We start from the raw sequence: 18,236 nt of genomic DNA, 5'->3' as shown, positions 1-18,236 counted from the left end.
ATCAATAACCTCTTGCCCTAAGTGATTAGGACGGGTGGTGTCGGTGTACATACCAGGGCGGCGTTTAACAGGTTCTAACCCATTTAATACTTCAATGGCTTCGGCGTTATAATTTTGCTGACTCATAGTTTTTATCTTTTATGCGCTTAGCTATGTTTTACGTGATTTTAAGAAAATCTACAATACTAGCAATGGAGTCTTCAAAGCCAATAAAGCTATGATCACCACCAAATTCTATCTGTTGCTTGCATTGTGAATAATATTTAACGGCCTGCTGATAATCCAATACTTCGTCACCTGTTTGCTGTAATAAATACAGTAACGATGGGCGCTCTAAGCTTGGTATCGACAGTGACTTTAACGCGTTAATATGACTATTACTGAGCTCGTAATGGCTATCCTGATACGGATTATAGTTCGGCCCTAACAATGAACTCAATAATAAATAAGGCTTAACAGCAGGATTGATCAGCGCTGCTGGTAACTGATATTTTTGCGATAAATAAGTGGCGTAAAAACCACCTAAAGAACTGCCAAGTAATACAGTATTTGGCGTTAATAATTGTTCAATTTGAATTATCGCATGCAGCGGTTCATGGCTTAGCCTCGGCACACAATAATCAACATCATAGTGTGCCATATACTCACCAAAGCGCACAGCTTTAAATGATTTTTCACTGCTATTAAAACCATGAATGTAAATTACCCGTTGAGCCATATTAGCTCCGAATCAACAGACAATGGGGCTGCGTCGCTTGGCTTAGTGATCGTTAATAACCGATAAGCTGCGCCTAAATTTTGTTGCTGCCAGTGTGCGGTATTTTTAGTAAATTGCACTGAACTTGCGGGAGTGGCCAGCACATCAATATTTCTGAACTGAAATTGGTAATCATTATGAACATGACCGTGGAATACATGCCTAACCTGCCCACTGTTTTGTAATATGTTAAGCAATTGCGGACCATTTTCAAGCATATGTTTATCTAAGTAGCCGTTGATTGGCAGTGGATTATGATGGCAAAAAATCACACTCGGTAACGGTGTGCTTGCTAATAATGTGGTGATCTCATTTAAATGCGCTTCACTTACCCATCCTGCAGGTGTGGGTCCTTTGGAATTAATAAGTAACACTTCAAAGCCATCAGCAATTAAACGTTTAGCATTACTTATTTGGCCACTAGAGATGCGTTGCATGGCAGCTATCTCATCATGATTACCTGGTAGCCAAAATACTGGGCAGGAAAGCGCTGCATCGGCAATTAGCTGAGCAAACAATAAGTAGGATTCAAAACTGTGATCTTGGGTTAAATCACCACCAAAGATCACAGCATCTAATGGCTGCTCTGCCATGTGGGCAAGCGCGCGAGAAAAATGTTCTGCGGTATTAACCGCAAAATACTCAGCTTGTGGATCGGCAAATAAATGGCAATCGGTAATATGCGCTAAATGCAGCTGGCTGCGATTGAAAGTTGCATATTCATCAAACCAAGCCATTATTCACATCCCAATTGAGTGCCGCCCGACCACTGTCAACACACGCCACTAACCAATCATATAAAAATGCATTGAGCTGATATTTTTCGTCTTTTTGATGCATTTGCGGATTAGGATAGCCATACGATGGTTTAATTCTTTGATGGTAGTCATGGTGAATTATTTCTGCCACTTTTGCATCATGATACAAACGCACGGTTAAAAACAACGGATTAAAGCCTTTTAACATCCCCGTTAATTGCGTAATAGAAATATCCATAGTGTACTTCGCACAGCCATCCACTTTAATTGCAAATCGGTTATTGCCTAATTGTACTTGCCGTGTACTGCCTTGTTTGCGTTCATTGGGCAACAATTTTAAAGCGCGTAAGTAGTTATGCTCACATAACGTCAAGTATTTAGGGAGACTTTGAATATATCGTTGTTTTACTGCAAGTGCTGTCACGTTACCGCCATAAAGTTAGAGATTAAAGGGAGCATATTCTAAGTGCGCTGCTTAAGTATACGCTCACGATTAAGCGCTAACCACTGTAATGAAATAACCGTCGCGGCATTATCTATCTCACCCGTTGCTAAACGGGCCATCGCCTCATTAAAACTGATAATATGTGTTCTTATATCTTCGCCTTCGGTTTCTAGCCCATAAACACCACTTTGCAGCTGGCTTAAGTCAGTGGGAGCTAAATAAAGGTGTAACCGCTCGGTAGTACCGCCTGGGCTTGAAAGGTACGATAGCATAAATTCCAATTCATGTAGCTCAAGTCCCGCTTCCTCAAATGCTTCGCGTTTGACGACAGTTTCATAATCAGTACTGCCATCCGTCATACCGGCTATGCATTCTAATAACCAAGGTGACTGCTTGCTCTTTATTGCGCCAATCCGTATTTGCTCTATCAGCAATATATTATTGGAGCTGGGATCATACGGTAAAACCGCTACAGCGTCACCGCGTTCGAGTATTTCACGGCTTATTGTTGCCGATTGTCCACCAGCAAATAGTGCATGCTCAAACTGATATAAATTAATATTAAAAAACCCCTTATAAAGTGCTTTTATAGGGGCTATTTTAACGTCTTGCTTGCCAAATTTTATAAGTTTTTCATCAGCCATTGCATTTCCTATGGTATTTTATTACTTGAATTAGCGCTTAGATAATAACTATCATGTCCGGGATATTATATTCTGTTACACTTGTTTACGCTGTTTTACGCAATTTTTTTTTTGTTATTAAGTAAAACAGGTTACCATGCTTTTAGAACGAAAATTGTCTAAGGACTGAACGAATAATGAAAAAAAACATTCTTGCTGCGCTGATTGGTTTATCTTGCGCATTAACTGCAACAGCATCAAATGCTGAAGATTTATTACAAGTTTATGAAATTGCCACAGCTAACGATCCCACTGTTTTAAAAGCAAAAGCGCAAGCCGATGCACAAGCTTATAACAGCGATCGTGCGATGAGTGCTTTATTGCCACAAATCGGTTTTTCTATGGGGTATGAAAAAACCGATAGCACATCATTTAACGGTACTGATGCGGCAGGTTATACCAAGATCGATAGCGATTCAGATACATTCACCCGTGGTCTTAGCCTAAGCCAAACACTGTTTGATTTAGGTGCCTGGAATTCACTAGGTATTGCAGACAAACAAGCGTTGCAAGCAACTGCTCAATATGATTTTGCCAAGCAAGATCTGATTGTTCGTGTTGCTGATGGCTATTTCAACGTATTAAGTTCGATTGATAACTTAGAATTCGTACAATCGGAAAAACGCGCCATTGAACGTCAACTTGAGCAAACCAAACAGCGTTATGCAGTAGGCTTAACGGCAATTACCGATGTGCATGAAGCGCAAGCACAGTTCGATAACTCGGTTGCCCGCGAAATCGTTGCCAGAAACGGCGTTGAAACTGCCCGTGAGCAGCTTCGCGAGATCACCGGTAAATACCACGCTAAGCTGGATATGTTAAACACTGAGACGTTCTCTACAGTTCAACCGACAAAAAAATCACCCGATTACATTAAGCTAGCAGAAGAAAACAACTTAAATCTGCAGGTCTCTAAAGTAACGGTTGATATCGCTAAAGATCAAATTGATTTAGCACAAGCGGGCCATTACCCTAAGCTGACTTTAGATGCCAGCTACGGTGATACACTAGCTGATAGCAATAGCAACACGGCACGTCCACGTGGTGATAGTACAAATATTGGCATCACCTTTAGTGTGCCAATCTATTCAGGCGGTGCTACTACAGCTGCGACTGAGCAAGCACGTGCTTTTTATGTGGCTGCAAGCGAAGATTTAGAAGCAAATTTACGTGGCGTCACTCGCTCGGTTATCACATCGTATAATCAAGTAGTATCTGATATTGCGACTTTTAAAGCGCTTGAGCAAGCTGTGGTTTCAGCAGAAAGCGCATTAAAAGCCACTGAAGCAGGTTTTGAAGTGGGCACTCGTACCATTGTTGACGTATTGATCAGCACACAAAACCTTTTTAATGCTAAACGTAATCTTGCTGATGTACGCTATCGCTATGTAGTCTCGACGCTACGCTTAAAACAAGCGGCGGGTACGTTAACAAGCAATGACTTACAAGCCATTAATCAAGGCTTAAAAGAAATTCAATAGCGATAAGTTTAACATTTCTCATTTAAAAGCCAGCAACTTGCTGGCTTTTTTGTATTTTTTTATTCATCCAGTTAAACTAACTCTTTTTCGAATATGAGATATTTTCGTGGTCAACTCATCTGCATTTAAATGGTCTTTCCTAGGTCCGCGTTATTGGCTTACTTGGCTTGGTGTATTTATTTTATATACGCTGTCTTGGTTACCGTCTAAACTGCAATTATGGCTAGGTAAGCAACTTGGTCGCTTGGTATATCGCACCATGAAAAAGCGTCGCCACATTGCTGAAGTTAATATAAGACTATGCTTTCCTGATATGCCAATTGAACAGCAACGGGCGTTAGTCAAACAGAATATGGAAAACACTGGCATTGCGACCCTTGAAACAGGTATGGCATGGTGGTGGCCAAATTGGCGGATAAAGCGCGTTTATGGCTCTGTGAAAGGGCTTGAACATTTTGCACGGATCCAACAATCTGGTAAAGGTGTGCTATTGCTAGTCCCGCATATTTTACACCTAGAAATAGCCAGCCGGATCATGGGCCTTAAACACCAAGGCATTGGCTTTTACCGCCCGCATAATAACCCGCTAATGGAGTTTTTTATGACCCGAGGCCGGTTACGATCAAATGAGTATTTAATTGGCAAACGCGATGTCAAAGGGCTATTAAAGGCACTTAAAGCTAAAAAAGTCTGTTATTACTTGCCAGATCAAGACTACGGTCGTAAACGCTGTGAATTTGCACCGTTTTTTGCAGTCCAAGATGCGGCAACAACCACTGGAACCTTATTATTTTCAGCCAGTAAAAATTGTGAGACAGTGAGCTTAACCAGCCGCCGTGATGAACAAGGTAAATACCATTTAGAAGTACTGCCTGCACTGGATAATTTCCCCAGTGGTGATGATAAAGCTGATGTGACCCGCGTCAACCAGCGAATAGAGCAAGCCGTAAACGTTGCTCCTGCACAATATATGTGGCTGCATAGACGTTTTAAAACACGTCCAGATATCGATGCACCTTCTTATTACAAGTGACAACGCCACTGTAATATGCTTTTATTAACAAATATAAATACAAGAGTATGAGTTATGTGGTTTTGGGTTAAGCATTTATCATTAGCTGCCATTTTAATTGCCGCAGCACTTTATTTTTTATTAGGTCATGGCCCAGTCATGGATATGAAAGATACCAAAAATGCAGCGGCGCAAGGTTTATCACGCTTTTATTCTGCATTACGTAACCAAGTTAGTAAAAATAATGAACGTGATAAGTATGTGCTTAAACTCCCTGCTCCTGATATAAATATCGATGCCGCATTAACCGAGCGCGCTAAAGTTGTTGAACCATCTTCCCCAAACTGGACGGGGAAATTTATCCCGAGACGGTTTGAAAACGGCTCCACCTTAAAAAAAGTGTTAACTGACTATGCACGCAATGAAGACATCGTATTGTATTGGTATTTAAGTAAAGATTATGTGGTGAAAGATCACTTTAGGGTTGATAGCGATTTCAACTCAACCCTTTATCAAGTTGGTCGCGCCATCAACGATGACTTTGAAAACGAGGTTTATACATTTTTTTGCTTTAAGCAGCGGGCAGCGGTGATCACCGAACTGCCCTCTGAATATGTACGGGAAAATTGCAAACGCCTAAGGAGTTAGGCGGTTAATGCAAACACCTGCTGCCATGCGTTGGTGACAAACAGAATATGCGGGGCAACCTCCTGTTTTGCAACACAACGTCCCTGCTGATCTAAGCTCAGCACATGGTAACGGGAGCGATAATCAATATAAGCCGCGATCAACCCTTGCTTAGTCTCTTTGCTAATACAGCCAAGCCGTGCAGCGTCCGTTAAAATCCTCACATTATCTGAATAAGTTGTTAGCTCAGCAAAGCGATGCGCATTATTTAGTACCAAGTATTGCGTTAAAAACTCAATATCAGCAATACCACCTGCATCTTGTTTCAAATCAAACTCAATGTCATTGCCCTTCGCTAAGTGAGTACGCATTTTTTCACGCATGGTGATCACATCTTCTTTGAGTTTTTGTGGGTCGCGCTGCTGGCACAAAATACCTAAGCGAATTTGCGCAAACCGCCGTTGTAACTCAGTTTGTCCAAAAATCATTCGAGAGCGTACTAGCGCCTGATGCTCCCACGTCCAAGCTTGCGTTTGCTGGTAATGATTAAAGCTTTCTAAATTAATTGCCATTAGCCCTGAAGCGCCTTCTGGGCGTAATCGAGTATCCAGCTCATATAAAATACCCGACGCTGTACGGGTATTAAATAAATGCATTAATCGCTGTGCAAGTTTTAAATAAAATTGACGTGAATCAATCGCTTTAGTGCCATTAGTTTGCTCTGAGCCGTCACTGTTATGCACAAATACTAAGTCGAGATCAGAATCATAACCCACTTCAAAACCACCGGTTTTGCCATACGCTATTACCGCAAAGCCTTTATGTTCATCATCAGTATTAGGTGGCACACCAAAGCGCTGCGCCATTTGTTGCCAAGCAAGATTGACAGCTTGCTCGACTATCGCTTCGGCTAATGCAGTTAAGTGATCGCTTACTTTCATCACATCTAACACACCGGTTGCATCAGCGGCAGCAATCCTTAGCTGATGGGTTTGTTTAAACTGACGCAATGCTTCCATTTGCTGTTCTAAGTCTGCGCTATCAATACGTAAAAAATACTGTCGTATTTCGTCTTTATAGGCACTCAAAGGAGTGGGCTTATACAGCACCGCAGGATCGATTAGCTCATCAAGTAAAATCGGGTAACGGGAAATATGTTCGCCAATCCATTTACTATGGCAACACAACGAAACAAGCTGCTTTAACGCGCCTTGGTTTTCATACAGCAACTCTAAATAGGCTGTGCGTGAAATAACCTTACTGAGTACTTGGCAGATCATACTAAATACATCACCCGTTGCTTGACTGTCTGATAGTTGTTTTAGCATTAACGGCATGAGTTTATCGAGAATATCGCGACCACGATGACCAATTTTAGTTTTCGTTAAGCGTGCTTTAAAATCTTCTAATGGCATTTGCCATGCATCATTTGGTTCGCTCAAGACACTAATATCGGTGTGTTCCCAAGCACTTATAAACGCACTTTCACACGGATCGACAGGCTCACTTTCATAGCCAATGACTTGTTCAAATTCACTGTGTATGCCAGCCATAATGTCATTTATTTGTGCTAAAGATGCGCTGAAATCACGCCGCCCTAACAAGTAATTTAACCGTTGTTGGTTGAGCTCATCATCAGGTAATGTTTGCGTTTGTTGATCGGCAAAAATCTGTAAATACTGCTCTACCCGTCTTAAAAATAAATAATTATCACGTAGTAACTGCGCTTCATCTTCGCCAATAACTTGAATGTTTTCTAGCTCCGCCAGTGCTTTTTGCAAGGATTGTGTTTGCAAATTAGCTTCTCGCCCGCCCCTTACCATTTGCAGTGCTTGCACCACAAACTCCACTTCACGGATCCCTCCTGCACCTAGTTTTATATTGTTAGTCAAGCGTTTACGGCGTACTTCTTGAGCTATCATTTGTTTCATTTTACGCAGCGATTCGATCACTGAAAAGTCAATATAACGACGATACACAAACGGTTTTAATAACTGATAGAATTCATCACTGTAGCGCGTTTGCGGGCCGATCAAACGCCCTTTGAGCATGGCGTAGCGTTCCCATTCACGACCTTGATCTTGATAATAATCTTCTATTGCTGTGAAACTCATAACCAAAGGGCCACTCTCACCAAATGGGCGCAGCCGCATATCCACTCTAAATACTTGACCGTCAACAGTGATTTGATTAAGTGCGGCAATCAGTTTTTGTGCAACTTTAGTGTAAAACACTTGCGCTTCTAGCGAGCGACGCCCACCTTGAGTTTTTACGCTGCGCGGATACGAAAAAATTAAATCGATATCTGACGAATAGTTTAACTCTTGGCCGCCTAACTTACCCATGCCTAATACCATCATAGCGAGGGGTTGTTGTTGCTCATCCAGTGGTTGCCCATTAACGATTGCAACCTGAGCGAACGCCCAATTATTTGCACTGTCAATTAACTGATCGGCAAGCGCTGAAATATAGCCAATGCTATCTGCTATGTCATTGCTATAACACAAATCTAAACACGCTACTTTTAACCAATAGCGCTCACGATAACGGCGTAAAATTTTATGACACTGCGCTTCATCCACCTCTGCCAAATTTAACCCTTGAAATGGATTTGGGCTATCACGCAAACTCATTTGTGTATCACAAAGTAACATCTCAATTAACTGCGGTTGAGATTGCAAACAACGCCATGCAAAGTCACTCAAGCCGATTAAATTAATAATTAACTCACTGGGTGATTGCTCTGGGTAGAGCTGCACAAAGCGCTCGCGGCCAAGGGTGTTTAGTGCTGCTGGAAGTTGTTCGCCTAGTGTCATCAAATACTCTCTTTTATATCCGTCGTAACCGTACTAGAATGATTAGCATAATAATAACCAGCCTAGGTTCTCAATGTCATATTTATCTTTATCTAACACTAGTTTACTCGCGATTGCTATCTGTTTTATGGTTATTTGCTTAGCTGTTATTTGTTTGCGGGTAGTAAGTCAACTTAAGGCTAAACAAGCATTAAAAGAAGAGCTTGCTCAACATGACAATTTTGCTCTAGGAATTAGTTTTGCGTCAGAAATCAGTGTAGTGGTAGCGACGGTGGCATTTTTATTTGATGAAATTAGTATCAGCACAGCCCAATCAAACCCGATTAAAGTGATTGTACTGATAGTGCTGTTATTTGCTTTTATTAAAATAGGTCACTTGATCCACCGCAAATGGATTTTGCACCGTTTTAACGAAGAAGCCGCCATCTTAAAGCAAAATGTCTGCGCTGCTTTAGTTGATTCTGGCATGTTAATCGCCAACTGTATTATCACCTTAGGGCTTTACCACTGGTCTCATACTCAAGGCTTTAGCAGCTTGCTCATCGTGTTTGTTTGCTTCCTTTTATTACAAGGAATTTTTGCCCTAGACAGCAAGCTACGTGAATATCGCTTTGCTCGCGCTAATCAAGGGGCATCATTACAGAATAACTTTAATTTAGAAAATACCTCTATCGGCATCCGTTATGCGGGGAAATCCATCGGTCTTGCATTAGCTATTTATGCAGGCCTTGCCAGTGCCACTTTTCATAGTGGCAAAATGGTAGAGAATTTATTCACATTAGCTTTACATTGCGGCACTATGTGGTTATTACTGTATCTATTAACGACTATAATCAAGTTCATTTCACTGCCAAACATTGATACTGCGCTTGAAATTGATCATCAAGATAATATTGGCGTAGCCTGCATTGAATTTGCTGTTTTCAGTGCAATAGGCTATTTACTAATAAGCATGTTTTCAATTTAAGCTTGGAAATGTTCGAATACGTGGGGCCTTATGCCGTTTGAAGTAAATAACTATCTACTGATCGACAACGACAGTGAATTCAGTCGGCAATTTACTGAGCACTACTTTGCTCGGCCACACGGAACCAACCCCAGTACCCTAGTCGTAGCAGGTACGAATACCCGTCAGTTGGTGAAGTTAATGTTTGATGAGTTAATCAAAGATTATTGCTACTGCGACTTTAGCAATGAAATTAGCGTGTCAGAACTGGCAAGCTACTTACATGAACACCATGATATTGCTGGCGTGCTGTTCAATCAAACGGACTATTTGTTAGCTGATGATAAACAACGCTTTATATTCAACTCGTTACATTCTGTACGATTTTTAATTAAAGAAGCAGAAGATGGTTACTTGTTTGAGCCCGTAGCCGATATGGCGCAAAACAATCACTTATCATGTCAAACTGAAATAGCCGAAACCCCGCAAGATTTAGACGCATTATGCGAAAAGCTCAATAACTAATTACGCAGCGCTGGTAATAAGTATTTGCACCAACGAGATGACTTACATACCATAACGCCATTAGCTATTTTTGTTGAAGGTCAGCATGCGAGTTCCTCATATTTATCAAGCAAGTTCCATTGTAATTGCGACCCCATTGCAGTTAGACGATGATGCCTCAGGCCATATTGGTCGCGTATTACGGATGAAAGTTGGTGAGCATATTTCATTGTTTAATGGTCAAGGTGGCGAATACCTTTGCGAACTCATTGAAGTTGGTAAAAAATCAGTGGTGGCAATGCCGCTTAAATTTGATGACAAAGATGTTGAATCGCCACTTAGCATTCACTTAGGGCAAGGTATTTCTCGCGGCGATAAAATGGACTTTACCATTCAAAAGTCGGTTGAATTAGGGATCACTGAAATCACGCCTATTTTTAGCCAGCGTTGTGGGGTTAAATTAAGCCCTGAGCGACTTGCCAAAAAACACCTACAATGGCAAAAAATAGCCATTGCTGCTGCCGAGCAATCAGGCCGCAATAGCATCACCACCATTCACCCACCGATCGATCTTAGCCAATGGCTTGCGCAAAAGAGTGATGAAATTAAACTCACCCTACACCCTCGCGCCGAGCATAGCATCAAAACAATCAAGGTGCCAAGTGCTGGCGTGCGCTTTTTAGTCGGTCCTGAAGGTGGCTTTACCGATGATGAAATTGCCCAAACCAAACAGCAAGCGTTTGTTGATATTCGTATTGGGCCACGCGTACTACGCACAGAAACGGCCGCTTTGACGGTGTTAAGTGCATTACAGCTACAATTTGGCGATTTAGCTAATTGAAAATAGCTAAACCACCCTCATATCTATAGCAATATATTCAGTAAGGCAACGAACATGGCAATTAAGTTAGGTATAATTTCAGATCCGATCAGCGGATTTAACATCAAAAAAGACACCGGTTTTGCAATGATGATGCAAGCCCAAAGCCGTGGCTATGAAATTTACTATATGGAAATGAACGATCTTTCATTACGTAAAGGTAAAGCGTATGCCACAGCCGCCAAAGCAACCGTGTTCGACGATGAGCACCATTGGTATGAGCTTGAAGAAAAAACCACCATCGCACTTGCTGATTTAGATGTTATCTTAATGCGTAAAGATCCGCCATTTGATACTGAATACATTTACGCAACCTACATTTTAGAACGCGCCGAACTTGAAGGTACGCTTATTATTAATAAGCCACAGAGCTTGCGTGATGCCAACGAAAAGTTATTCACAGCATGGTTTAGTGAACATACCCCTGATACTTTAGTAACTCGTTGCAAACACCAAATTCGTGCGTTTTTAGCCGAACATAAAGACATCATTCTAAAACCTTTAGATGGCATGGGTGGCGCCTCTATTTTCCGGGTTAGAGAAGATGATGCCAACATCGGCGTTATTTGCGAAACCCTCACCGAACACGGTAGCCGTTTTGCCATGGCACAAAATTATATCCCTGAGATCAAACAAGGCGATAAGCGCGTATTGGTGGTAGATGGTGAAGTGATCCCATATTGCCTTGCTCGCATTCCGCAAAATGGTGAAACACGCGGTAATTTAGCCGTAGGTGGCCGTGGCGAAGCACGTCCAATCAGTGACTCAGACCGTCGCATTGCCGAAGCCGTGGCACCGACATTAAAAGCCAAAGGGCTGATTTTTGTTGGTCTGGATATTATTGGTGATAAATTAACAGAAATTAACGTAACAGCACCAACCTGCGTGAAAGAAATTGAAGCCGCCTATGATATTTCAATTACTGGGCGCTTATTTGATGCCATAGAAAGAAAACTAGGCCGTAGTTAACTAAACTATGCCATACTAAAATTGACTAAATAACTGCTTGAGATAAATTTATTTTCCGAAATTTAAGTTAAATAATAAAGGGGTATCGTTATGCAATCATTAGAAAATCATTTTTTAATCGCAATGCCATCAATGCAAGACCCTTTTTTTAAACGTGCTGTCGCGTATATTTGTGAGCACAATGAAGACGGGGCTATGGGGCTGGTGATCAATCAGCCGATCAATATTACTGTCGGCGACTTGCTCGACAAAATAGAGATTGATAACGACAAATCCACCCAAGCTGCAAGTGTTGCGGTATTTGCTGGAGGACCTGTAAAAACCGACCGTGGTTTTGTACTGCATTCGCCAAAAGCAGGTTATAGCGCAAGCCAAGAACTCAGCAGCGAAATTATGATCACCACATCCAAAGATGTGTTGGCAAGTTTAACCACCGCTCAAGCGCCAGAGCAGTTTATTATTACGCTCGGTTATTCTGGTTGGGAGCAAGGCCAACTCGAACAAGAGCTACTTGAAAACTCCTGGCTAATTATAAAAGCCGATCCCGATATTATTTTTAACACACCGATTGAGCAGCGCTGGGAAAAAGCAGTCGCGACACTCGGATTTGATATTAGCCAATTAAGTTCAGAGGCTGGCCACGCATAAGCGTGGTCAAGCACAATTTTAAAGCACAGAGCTAGCATGACTAAAAAACAACTAAAGCCCAAAGGTGAGCGTACCGTGATGGGCTTTGATTTTGGCACCACCAGCATTGGTGTTGCTATCGGCCAAGAGTTAACGGGTACCGCATCAAGTCTCACTGCGATCAAAGCCAAAGATGGCATACCAAATTGGGATTTTATTAAAAAGCATGTCGATGAGTGGCAACCTGATCTACTCGTCGTCGGTTTACCGCTTAATATGGATGGCACCAACCAAGAAGTCACCTTTAAAGCTAAAAAGTTTGCCAACCGCTTACATAATCACTATGGGCTGCCTGTAGAGACCCAAGACGAACGTTTAACCACCGCAGATGCCAAAGCACGATTATTTGCGCAAGGCGGTTACCGTAGCTTAGGCAAAGGTAATGTGGATAATATGTCGGCTGTTATTATTTTAGAAAGCTTCTTTGAGCAAGCTTACGGGTAAGTGGTAGGTTAATAATAAGCTGCTCACTCAAGTCAGGAATAAATCCAGCTTGGCGATAAGCTTTTTCTATCGCGCCTTGTTGTCGTAGTATTTTTAAGCCTTTTTGCAATGCTTGAAAAGCCTGAGCGCCATCGGGATGGCGTTTTGATATCACAAAGTGACGACTATCATCTAACAATATCAGTATATTAGGTATCGCTTGTAAAACAATATCTTCTAGTACATATTGGTTATTCAGCTGTGGCATCAATGGCATTAACATAAAGTCTACCCATTGCATCGATACCATGCGCACTTGACTGAGCCATTCATCTTCGGCAACTAACTCTTTTAAGGGCAATTGCGATAAGGTTTTCCAGTCAGTTCGCCAACGCGGTGTAGAAACACTGGTTAGCTGATTAAAATCAGATAAGGTATGTAGATTAAATACTTTTTTATTGTGTGGTGATGCAAAAATCCCCGCAAAATACTCACCTTTACGGATCACCGCATTACTTATATATACTTTATCGGCCAGTGATTTAGCGTCTTCGTACCAATAGGTATCAAAACTTATCAGTAATCCACCTTGCTCTAACAGTTTGGTATTACGAAAGTTAATTTTACCAACTTGATAATTAAAAGTTTTATCAAAGCCTCCTAAATGCAAGGCTTGTTGGGCGATGATCATATCGACTACATCACGGCGAATAAACTGGCCACTAAAATCAGTGATGTCTTGTGGCTGTCTACCCACTAAAAAACGCGTGTAGTCATGATACACATCATCCCGAATAAAAATGCCGATGGATTGCTCTGTCTGTATCGCCATGGCATAAACTGGTGCACCAACAAGCCATATCACAACCGTGACCAGTAACCATTTTATGCACTTATTCATACTACTGACCTTTTGGTTCTAACCCGTCAATGGTTACTCCCTGTAAAAAACCAGCCCCTTGCTGTTCGTTATTTCTAAGTTTGATCATCAACCGTAAATCATTAGGTGAGTCGGCATGGTGCAAAGCATCTGCGTAGTTAATTTTTTGCTGCTTATACAATTCAAACAATGCCTGATCAAAGGTTTGCATGCCCATATCTTTGGCTTTGGCCATCGCCTCTTTAATACCGCCAATATCACCTTTTTTGATAAGCTCACCGACAATTGGGGTATTCAATAAAATTTCGATAGCAGCTACTCGACCATTACCATCTGCGGTCGGCACTAGCTGCTGCGCTATAATTGCCCGTAAGTTTAAAGATAGATCATATTTTAACTTATCGTGCTTTTCTTTAGGCACTAAATGCATAATACGGTCAATGGCTTGGTTAGCGTTATTGGCATGTAATGTAGCCACACATAAATGACCAGTTTCAGCAAAACTAAGTGCGTATTCCATGGTCTCTTGCGAACGTATTTCACCAATTAAAATTACATCGGGGGCTTGGCGTAAGGAGCTTTTTAACGCCGCCTCAAAACTTTCCGTATCAAGACCGACTTCACGCTGAGTAATAATACTTTTGCGATGTTCATGAACAAATTCAATCGGGTCTTCAATGGTCAAAATATGCCCGCGCTGATTACGGTTACGATAACCTAATAAAGCCGCCAATGAGGTTGATTTACCGGTGCCAGTGCCACCGACAAACAGCACTAAACCACGCTTAGCCATGATCACATCGGTCAATGTCGACGGTAGACCAAGCTCAGCAACCTCAGGAATTTGCGTAACGATACGACGTATAACCATGCCCGCTCGGTCGCGTTGCCAAAATGCCGAGATCCTAAAACGTCCTTCATCTGTCGCAATTGCAAAATTACATTCTTTGGTATTATGAAACTCTGCTTGTTGTTTTTCGCTCATCGCCGATTCAACTAACTCAAGCGACTCCTCGTCTGATATTTTTTCGTCACCGAGTGCAATCAGTTCACCATTGATCTTAGCGCTGACCGGCAATTGGCTTGACACAAATAAATCAGAACCTTGCTTTTCAATCATCAAATGTAAAAAGTAATCAAGAGAATGTGTCATTACTGCTCCTTATTGGGCCTAGCCGCCGAAATTATTTTTATCTTGTGCTTTAGCACGCGCTTCGGCATTGGTAACAACACCATGGTTCACTAAATTGATTAAACACTGATCCATGGTTTGCATACCATGCGATGCGCCAGTTTGAATCGACGAATACATTTGCGCAATTTTATCTTCGCGGATCAGGTTACGGATCGCAGGCACTGCAATCATAATTTCATGGGCTGCGACTCGCCCGCCACCAATTTTTTTCAATAAAGTTTGTGAAATAACCGCACGTAACGACTCTGAAAGCATTGAGCGGATCATACTTTTTTCTTCACCAGGAAACACATCGATAATACGGTCAATAGTTTTTGGCGCTGACGTAGTATGCAGTGTACCAAATACTAAATGACCGGTTTCAGCGGCGGTCATAGCAAGGCGAATGGTTTCTAAATCACGCAACTCACCAACCAAAATAACATCAGGGTCTTCACGTAAAGCACTGCGCAGCGCATTCGAAAAACTATGTGTATCGCGATGCACTTCTCGCTGGTTAATTAGTGATAGTTTATTGTCGTGCACAAACTCGATGGGATCTTCGATGGTTAAAATATGATGATGTTTGTGTTGGTTTATATGATCCACCATCGCAGCCAAGGTGGTCGATTTACCAGAGCCTGTTGGTCCTGTTACCAACACTAAACCACGCGGCGTATCTGAGATAGTTTTAAAGATATCCGGCGCACCTAAATCATCAAGCGTCAGCACTTCACTGGGAATGGTACGAAAGACAGCTGCGGGGCCTCGATTTGAGTTAAAGGCATTAACACGAAAACGTGCTAAATTTGGCACTTCAAACGAAAAATCCACTTCAAGATTTTGTTCATAGTCCTTGCGTTGATTATCGTTCATAATATCGTAAACTAGGCTGTTCACATCTTTGTTTTCCAGCGCTGGTATATTAATACGTCGCACATCACCATCAACACGGATCATTGGCGCAACCCCTGATGATAAGTGTAAATCGGATGCTTTGTGCTGCACACTAAAGGCCAATAATTCGGTAATATCCATTTATGACTCCACAACTAACTGATAATTATATGGTTACAATAGCAGAACGACTTAAGTCCGCCTATGCTAGAATTGCCCTAGCGGCAAAAAAACATCATCGTAATGAACACGATGTCTGCTTGTTGGCAGTATCAAAAACCAAACCTGCTGATTTCATTCTAGCGGCTTATCAACAAGGTCACCGAGAATTTGGTGAGTCATACGTTCAAGAAGCTGTTGATAAAATAACCCAACTAGCAAATTATAGCGATATCGTTTGGCATTTCATTGGCCCAATTCAATCAAATAAAACGGCGGCAGTGGCTGAACATTTTGATTGGGTGCAGAGTATCGAACGTGAAAAAATTGCCAAACGCTTAAACGAGCAAAGACCCGCAGATAAAGCCCCTTTAAAAGTACTGATCCAAGTAAATATCAGCTTGGAAGACTCAAAATCAGGCTGCCATCCCGATAAACTTGCAAGCCTCGCTGAATTTATTCAGCATTGTCCGAATTTAGAATTACGTGGCGTGATGGCCATCCCAGCCAAAACCGATGTTCAACAACAACAAATACAATATTTTGAGCAATTACGGGCTTGCTTTGATAGACTTAAAGCCCAATATCCTCAAATAGACACCTTGTCGATGGGGATGAGTGGCGATGTAGAGGCTGCGATTGCAGCAGGCTCAACCATGGTACGCATCGGCACGGATATTTTTGGCCAACGAAGCTAAGGTGATAACTAAGATATGTCAGATAAAACAATCGCATTCATAGGCACAGGTAATATGAGCTACGCCATTATTGGCGGCATGGTAAAAAAAGGATTTGCTGCATCGAATATTATTGCAACAAATCGTAACCAAGAAAAACTCGCTAAGGTAGCAGCAGATTTCGGGGTTAAAACCACCGCAGATAACAACGCAGCACTGCGCGATGCCGATGTTATTGTGTTGTCTGTAAAGCCGCAAATGATGGGTGATTTATGCCAATCATTTCAAGATTCGGGTATCGATTTTAGCGATAAGCTATTTATTTCTGTTGCCGCAGGCTTAACCGTTAAGCGATTACGTGAAATGCTCGGTCAAGACGTTAAAATGGTGCGTTGCATGCCAAATACCCCGTCTCTATTAGGGCGCGGTGTATCAGGTTTATTTGGTGCCGGCGAAACCGAGCAAGAACACGAATTTGTGCAACAAGTATTTGAATGTACAGGTATTGCGGTGTGGGTTGAGCAAGAGTCACAAATTAACGATGTTATTGCTGTAACGGGTTCATCACCGGCTTACTTTTTCTTATTTATGGAAGCCATAGAAGAAAAAGCCAAAGCACTGGGCTTTAGCGATGCAGACGCGCGCCGTTTAGTACAACAAACCGCACTAGGCGCAGCTGAAATGGCAGTATCACAGCCTGAAATTAGTATTTCACAATTACGTGCTAATGTGACATCAAAAGGCGGCACCACCCATGCAGCCGTTGAACATTTAAAAGCACAAGGCCTAACAGCCACCGTAGCCTATGCGATGGATGCCTGTATTGCACGTGCTGAGCAAATGGAACAAGAACTTTAAAAGCATTGCTAAGCTTTTAGCCCAATTTATGTTTACGGTTTTTTAATTAAGGTACGTTATGAACGCCATGCAATTTTTAATAAGCACATTATTCGATCTATTTTTAATGGTCGTATTAATGCGCTTTTGGCTACAAGCCGCCAAGGCTGATTTTTACAATCCGTTGAGTCAGTTTGTGGTCAAAGCCACTTCATTTGCTGTTAACCCACTGCGTAAAATTATTCCAGGCTTCGGTGGCCTAGACTTAGCCTCATTATTACTGGCGTTCATTGTCGCCGTTGCAAAAATTACCGCGCTGATCTTGTTAGTCGGTGCGACATGGGAGCTTGGCTTTGTACTTTTAAATGCGTTAGTAACTGTGATTAAAGAAGGCTTAAACTTGCTGTTTTGGGTGTTAGTTATTCGCGCGTTATTAAGCTGGGTAAGCCAAGGCAACAATCCGATCGAAGCAGTTTTTCAGCAACTAACAGAGCCAATGCTTAAACCTATTCGTAAAGTATTACCTCCGCTAGGTGGCTTAGATTTATCAATTTTAGTGTTAATTATTGCACTGCAATTTGCCCAATTTTTGTTTATGGATTTAATTCGTTAATCACATTATTC

General features: G+C 41.8%; 20 protein-coding genes. 12 read left to right on the top strand and 8 right to left on the bottom strand.

Going from position 1 to position 18,236, the window contains the following annotated elements; genetic code table 11:
* Nucleotides 1–157: 157 nt before the first annotated feature.
* From ENH88_RS11840 to ENH88_RS11825, 4 genes are read right to left on the bottom strand one after another with little or no spacing between them, the layout of a single operon-like run.
* Nucleotides 158–718, bottom strand: coding sequence for a YqiA/YcfP family alpha/beta fold hydrolase (locus ENH88_RS11840; RefSeq protein ID WP_304182456.1), 561 nt, complete (start codon nt 716–718; stop codon nt 158–160).
* Nucleotides 703–1,494, bottom strand: a complete 792-nt coding sequence (locus ENH88_RS11835; protein WP_304182455.1) for a metallophosphoesterase — start codon at nt 1,492–1,494, stop codon at nt 703–705. Before ENH88_RS11835 ends, ENH88_RS11840 begins: the two co-directional genes overlap by 16 nt.
* Nucleotides 1,481–1,939: a DUF1249 domain-containing protein gene (locus tag ENH88_RS11830; protein WP_304182454.1), complete on the bottom strand. Its 459-nt coding sequence runs from the start codon at nt 1,937–1,939 to the stop codon at nt 1,481–1,483. Before ENH88_RS11830 ends, ENH88_RS11835 begins: the two co-directional genes overlap by 14 nt.
* A 38-nt stretch (nt 1,940–1,977) precedes the next feature.
* Nucleotides 1,978–2,604 carry an NUDIX domain-containing protein gene (locus ENH88_RS11825; RefSeq protein ID WP_304182453.1) on the bottom strand — a complete coding sequence of 209 codons (627 nt, stop codon included), beginning with the start codon at nt 2,602–2,604 and terminating at the stop codon, nt 1,978–1,980.
* 176 nt (nt 2,605–2,780) lie between these two features.
* Between ENH88_RS11825 and tolC the strand changes: the two genes are divergently transcribed.
* The 3 genes from tolC to ENH88_RS11810 all read left to right on the top strand — a co-directional run bounded on the left by tolC (nt 2,781) and on the right by ENH88_RS11810 (nt 5,784).
* On the top strand, nt 2,781–4,124 hold the full coding sequence (gene tolC / locus ENH88_RS11820) for an outer membrane channel protein TolC (RefSeq protein WP_304182452.1): 1,344 nt from the start codon (nt 2,781–2,783) through the stop codon (nt 4,122–4,124).
* A 106-nt stretch (nt 4,125–4,230) separates the two neighbouring features.
* Nucleotides 4,231–5,157 carry an LpxL/LpxP family Kdo(2)-lipid IV(A) lauroyl/palmitoleoyl acyltransferase gene (gene lpxL / locus ENH88_RS11815; protein WP_304182451.1) on the top strand — a complete coding sequence of 309 codons (927 nt, stop codon included), beginning with the start codon at nt 4,231–4,233 and terminating at the stop codon, nt 5,155–5,157.
* Between the two features lie 54 nt (nt 5,158–5,211).
* The gene (locus ENH88_RS11810; RefSeq protein WP_304182450.1) at nt 5,212–5,784 is read left to right on the top strand and encodes a TcpQ domain-containing protein; all 573 of its coding nucleotides are present in this window, start codon (nt 5,212–5,214) and stop codon (nt 5,782–5,784) included.
* Here ENH88_RS11810 and glnE read toward each other — a convergent pair.
* Nucleotides 5,781–8,579 (bottom strand): bifunctional [glutamate--ammonia ligase]-adenylyl-L-tyrosine phosphorylase/[glutamate--ammonia-ligase] adenylyltransferase, encoded by a 2,799-nt coding sequence (glnE, locus tag ENH88_RS11805; protein ID WP_304182449.1) that lies wholly within the window; start codon nt 8,577–8,579, stop codon nt 5,781–5,783. The two genes, ENH88_RS11810 and glnE, sit on opposite strands and share 4 nt — an antisense overlap.
* 73 nt (nt 8,580–8,652) lie before the next feature.
* Between glnE and ENH88_RS11800 the strand changes: the two genes are divergently transcribed.
* The 6 genes from ENH88_RS11800 (at nt 8,653) to ruvX (ending at nt 13,009) form a co-directional block, all read left to right on the top strand.
* Nucleotides 8,653–9,546, top strand: coding sequence for a hypothetical protein (locus tag ENH88_RS11800; RefSeq protein WP_192541718.1), 894 nt, complete (start codon nt 8,653–8,655; stop codon nt 9,544–9,546).
* Nucleotides 9,547–9,576: 30 nt separating this feature from the next.
* Nucleotides 9,577–10,050: a hypothetical protein gene (locus tag ENH88_RS11795; protein ID WP_304182448.1), complete on the top strand. Its 474-nt coding sequence runs from the start codon at nt 9,577–9,579 to the stop codon at nt 10,048–10,050.
* A gap of 85 nt (nt 10,051–10,135) precedes the next feature.
* Nucleotides 10,136–10,870 (top strand): 16S rRNA (uracil(1498)-N(3))-methyltransferase, encoded by a 735-nt coding sequence (gene rsmE, locus ENH88_RS11790; protein ID WP_304182447.1) that lies wholly within the window; start codon nt 10,136–10,138, stop codon nt 10,868–10,870.
* Nucleotides 10,871–10,924: 54 nt separating this feature from the next.
* Nucleotides 10,925–11,878: a glutathione synthase gene (gene gshB, locus ENH88_RS11785; protein ID WP_304182446.1), complete on the top strand. Its 954-nt coding sequence runs from the start codon at nt 10,925–10,927 to the stop codon at nt 11,876–11,878.
* Between the two features lie 90 nt (nt 11,879–11,968).
* The gene (locus ENH88_RS11780) at nt 11,969–12,526 is read left to right on the top strand and encodes a YqgE/AlgH family protein (protein WP_304182445.1); all 558 of its coding nucleotides are present in this window, start codon (nt 11,969–11,971) and stop codon (nt 12,524–12,526) included.
* Nucleotides 12,527–12,562: 36 nt separating this feature from the next.
* Nucleotides 12,563–13,009: a Holliday junction resolvase RuvX gene (gene ruvX, locus ENH88_RS11775; RefSeq protein WP_304182444.1), complete on the top strand. Its 447-nt coding sequence runs from the start codon at nt 12,563–12,565 to the stop codon at nt 13,007–13,009.
* On the opposite strand, the gene ENH88_RS11770 is transcribed toward ruvX, so the two are convergent.
* Genes ENH88_RS11770 through ENH88_RS11760 form a run of 3 tightly spaced genes read right to left on the bottom strand, consistent with a single transcriptional unit; the run spans nt 12,972 to nt 16,080 of the window.
* Entirely contained in the window at nt 12,972–13,889 is a 918-nt protein-coding gene (locus tag ENH88_RS11770; RefSeq protein WP_304182443.1) for a hypothetical protein, read from the bottom strand. The genes ruvX and ENH88_RS11770 overlap by 38 nt on opposite strands.
* 1 nt (nt 13,890) lies before the next feature.
* Nucleotides 13,891–15,021, bottom strand: a complete 1,131-nt coding sequence (locus ENH88_RS11765; RefSeq protein WP_304182442.1) for a PilT/PilU family type 4a pilus ATPase — start codon at nt 15,019–15,021, stop codon at nt 13,891–13,893.
* 18 nt (nt 15,022–15,039) lie between these two features.
* Nucleotides 15,040–16,080 (bottom strand): type IV pilus twitching motility protein PilT, encoded by a 1,041-nt coding sequence (locus tag ENH88_RS11760; RefSeq protein ID WP_145234931.1) that lies wholly within the window; start codon nt 16,078–16,080, stop codon nt 15,040–15,042.
* 2 nt (nt 16,081–16,082) lie between these two features.
* Here ENH88_RS11760 and ENH88_RS11755 point away from each other — a divergent pair, with 2 nt between their 5' ends.
* Genes ENH88_RS11755 through ENH88_RS11745 form a run of 3 tightly spaced genes read left to right on the top strand, consistent with a single transcriptional unit; the run spans nt 16,083 to nt 18,225 of the window.
* The gene (locus ENH88_RS11755; RefSeq protein WP_304182441.1) at nt 16,083–16,796 is read left to right on the top strand and encodes a YggS family pyridoxal phosphate-dependent enzyme; all 714 of its coding nucleotides are present in this window, start codon (nt 16,083–16,085) and stop codon (nt 16,794–16,796) included.
* A 15-nt stretch (nt 16,797–16,811) separates the two neighbouring features.
* Nucleotides 16,812–17,633 (top strand): pyrroline-5-carboxylate reductase, encoded by an 822-nt coding sequence (gene proC / locus ENH88_RS11750; RefSeq protein WP_304182440.1) that lies wholly within the window; start codon nt 16,812–16,814, stop codon nt 17,631–17,633.
* Between the two features lie 58 nt (nt 17,634–17,691).
* The gene (locus tag ENH88_RS11745) at nt 17,692–18,225 is read left to right on the top strand and encodes a YggT family protein (protein ID WP_304182439.1); all 534 of its coding nucleotides are present in this window, start codon (nt 17,692–17,694) and stop codon (nt 18,223–18,225) included.
* Nucleotides 18,226–18,236: the final 11 nt, after the last annotated feature.

Origin of the sequence: Pseudoalteromonas prydzensis (assembly GCF_011050055.1) — a bacterium.
Lineage (GTDB): Bacteria > Pseudomonadota > Gammaproteobacteria > Enterobacterales > Alteromonadaceae > Pseudoalteromonas > Pseudoalteromonas prydzensis_A.
This window is presented reverse-complemented; position numbering and strand designations above follow the sequence as displayed.

Excerpts from the sequence above, each read along its gene's own strand:
- ENH88_RS11840 (WP_304182456.1), bottom strand. The coding sequence starts at position 718 with ATGGCTCAACGGGTAATTTACATTCATGGTTTTAATAGCAGTGAAAAA.
- ENH88_RS11835 (WP_304182455.1), bottom strand. The coding sequence starts at position 1,494 with ATGGCTTGGTTTGATGAATATGCAACTTTCAATCGCAGCCAGCTGCAT.
- ENH88_RS11825 (WP_304182453.1), bottom strand. The coding sequence starts at position 2,604 with ATGGCTGATGAAAAACTTATAAAATTTGGCAAGCAAGACGTTAAAATA.
- tolC (WP_304182452.1), top strand. The coding sequence starts at position 2,781 with ATGAAAAAAAACATTCTTGCTGCGCTGATTGGTTTATCTTGCGCATTA.
- ENH88_RS11810 (WP_304182450.1), top strand. The coding sequence starts at position 5,212 with ATGTGGTTTTGGGTTAAGCATTTATCATTAGCTGCCATTTTAATTGCC.
- glnE (WP_304182449.1), bottom strand. The coding sequence starts at position 8,579 with ATGACACTAGGCGAACAACTTCCAGCAGCACTAAACACCCTTGGCCGC.
- ENH88_RS11800 (WP_192541718.1), top strand. The coding sequence starts at position 8,653 with ATGTCATATTTATCTTTATCTAACACTAGTTTACTCGCGATTGCTATC.
- ENH88_RS11795 (WP_304182448.1), top strand. The coding sequence starts at position 9,577 with ATGCCGTTTGAAGTAAATAACTATCTACTGATCGACAACGACAGTGAA.
- rsmE (WP_304182447.1), top strand. The coding sequence starts at position 10,136 with ATGCGAGTTCCTCATATTTATCAAGCAAGTTCCATTGTAATTGCGACC.
- gshB (WP_304182446.1), top strand. The coding sequence starts at position 10,925 with ATGGCAATTAAGTTAGGTATAATTTCAGATCCGATCAGCGGATTTAAC.
- ENH88_RS11780 (WP_304182445.1), top strand. The coding sequence starts at position 11,969 with ATGCAATCATTAGAAAATCATTTTTTAATCGCAATGCCATCAATGCAA.
- ruvX (WP_304182444.1), top strand. The coding sequence starts at position 12,563 with ATGACTAAAAAACAACTAAAGCCCAAAGGTGAGCGTACCGTGATGGGC.
- ENH88_RS11770 (WP_304182443.1), bottom strand. The coding sequence starts at position 13,889 with ATGAATAAGTGCATAAAATGGTTACTGGTCACGGTTGTGATATGGCTT.
- ENH88_RS11765 (WP_304182442.1), bottom strand. The coding sequence starts at position 15,021 with ATGACACATTCTCTTGATTACTTTTTACATTTGATGATTGAAAAGCAA.
- ENH88_RS11760 (WP_145234931.1), bottom strand. The coding sequence starts at position 16,080 with ATGGATATTACCGAATTATTGGCCTTTAGTGTGCAGCACAAAGCATCC.
- ENH88_RS11755 (WP_304182441.1), top strand. The coding sequence starts at position 16,083 with ATGACTCCACAACTAACTGATAATTATATGGTTACAATAGCAGAACGA.
- proC (WP_304182440.1), top strand. The coding sequence starts at position 16,812 with ATGTCAGATAAAACAATCGCATTCATAGGCACAGGTAATATGAGCTAC.
- ENH88_RS11745 (WP_304182439.1), top strand. The coding sequence starts at position 17,692 with ATGAACGCCATGCAATTTTTAATAAGCACATTATTCGATCTATTTTTA.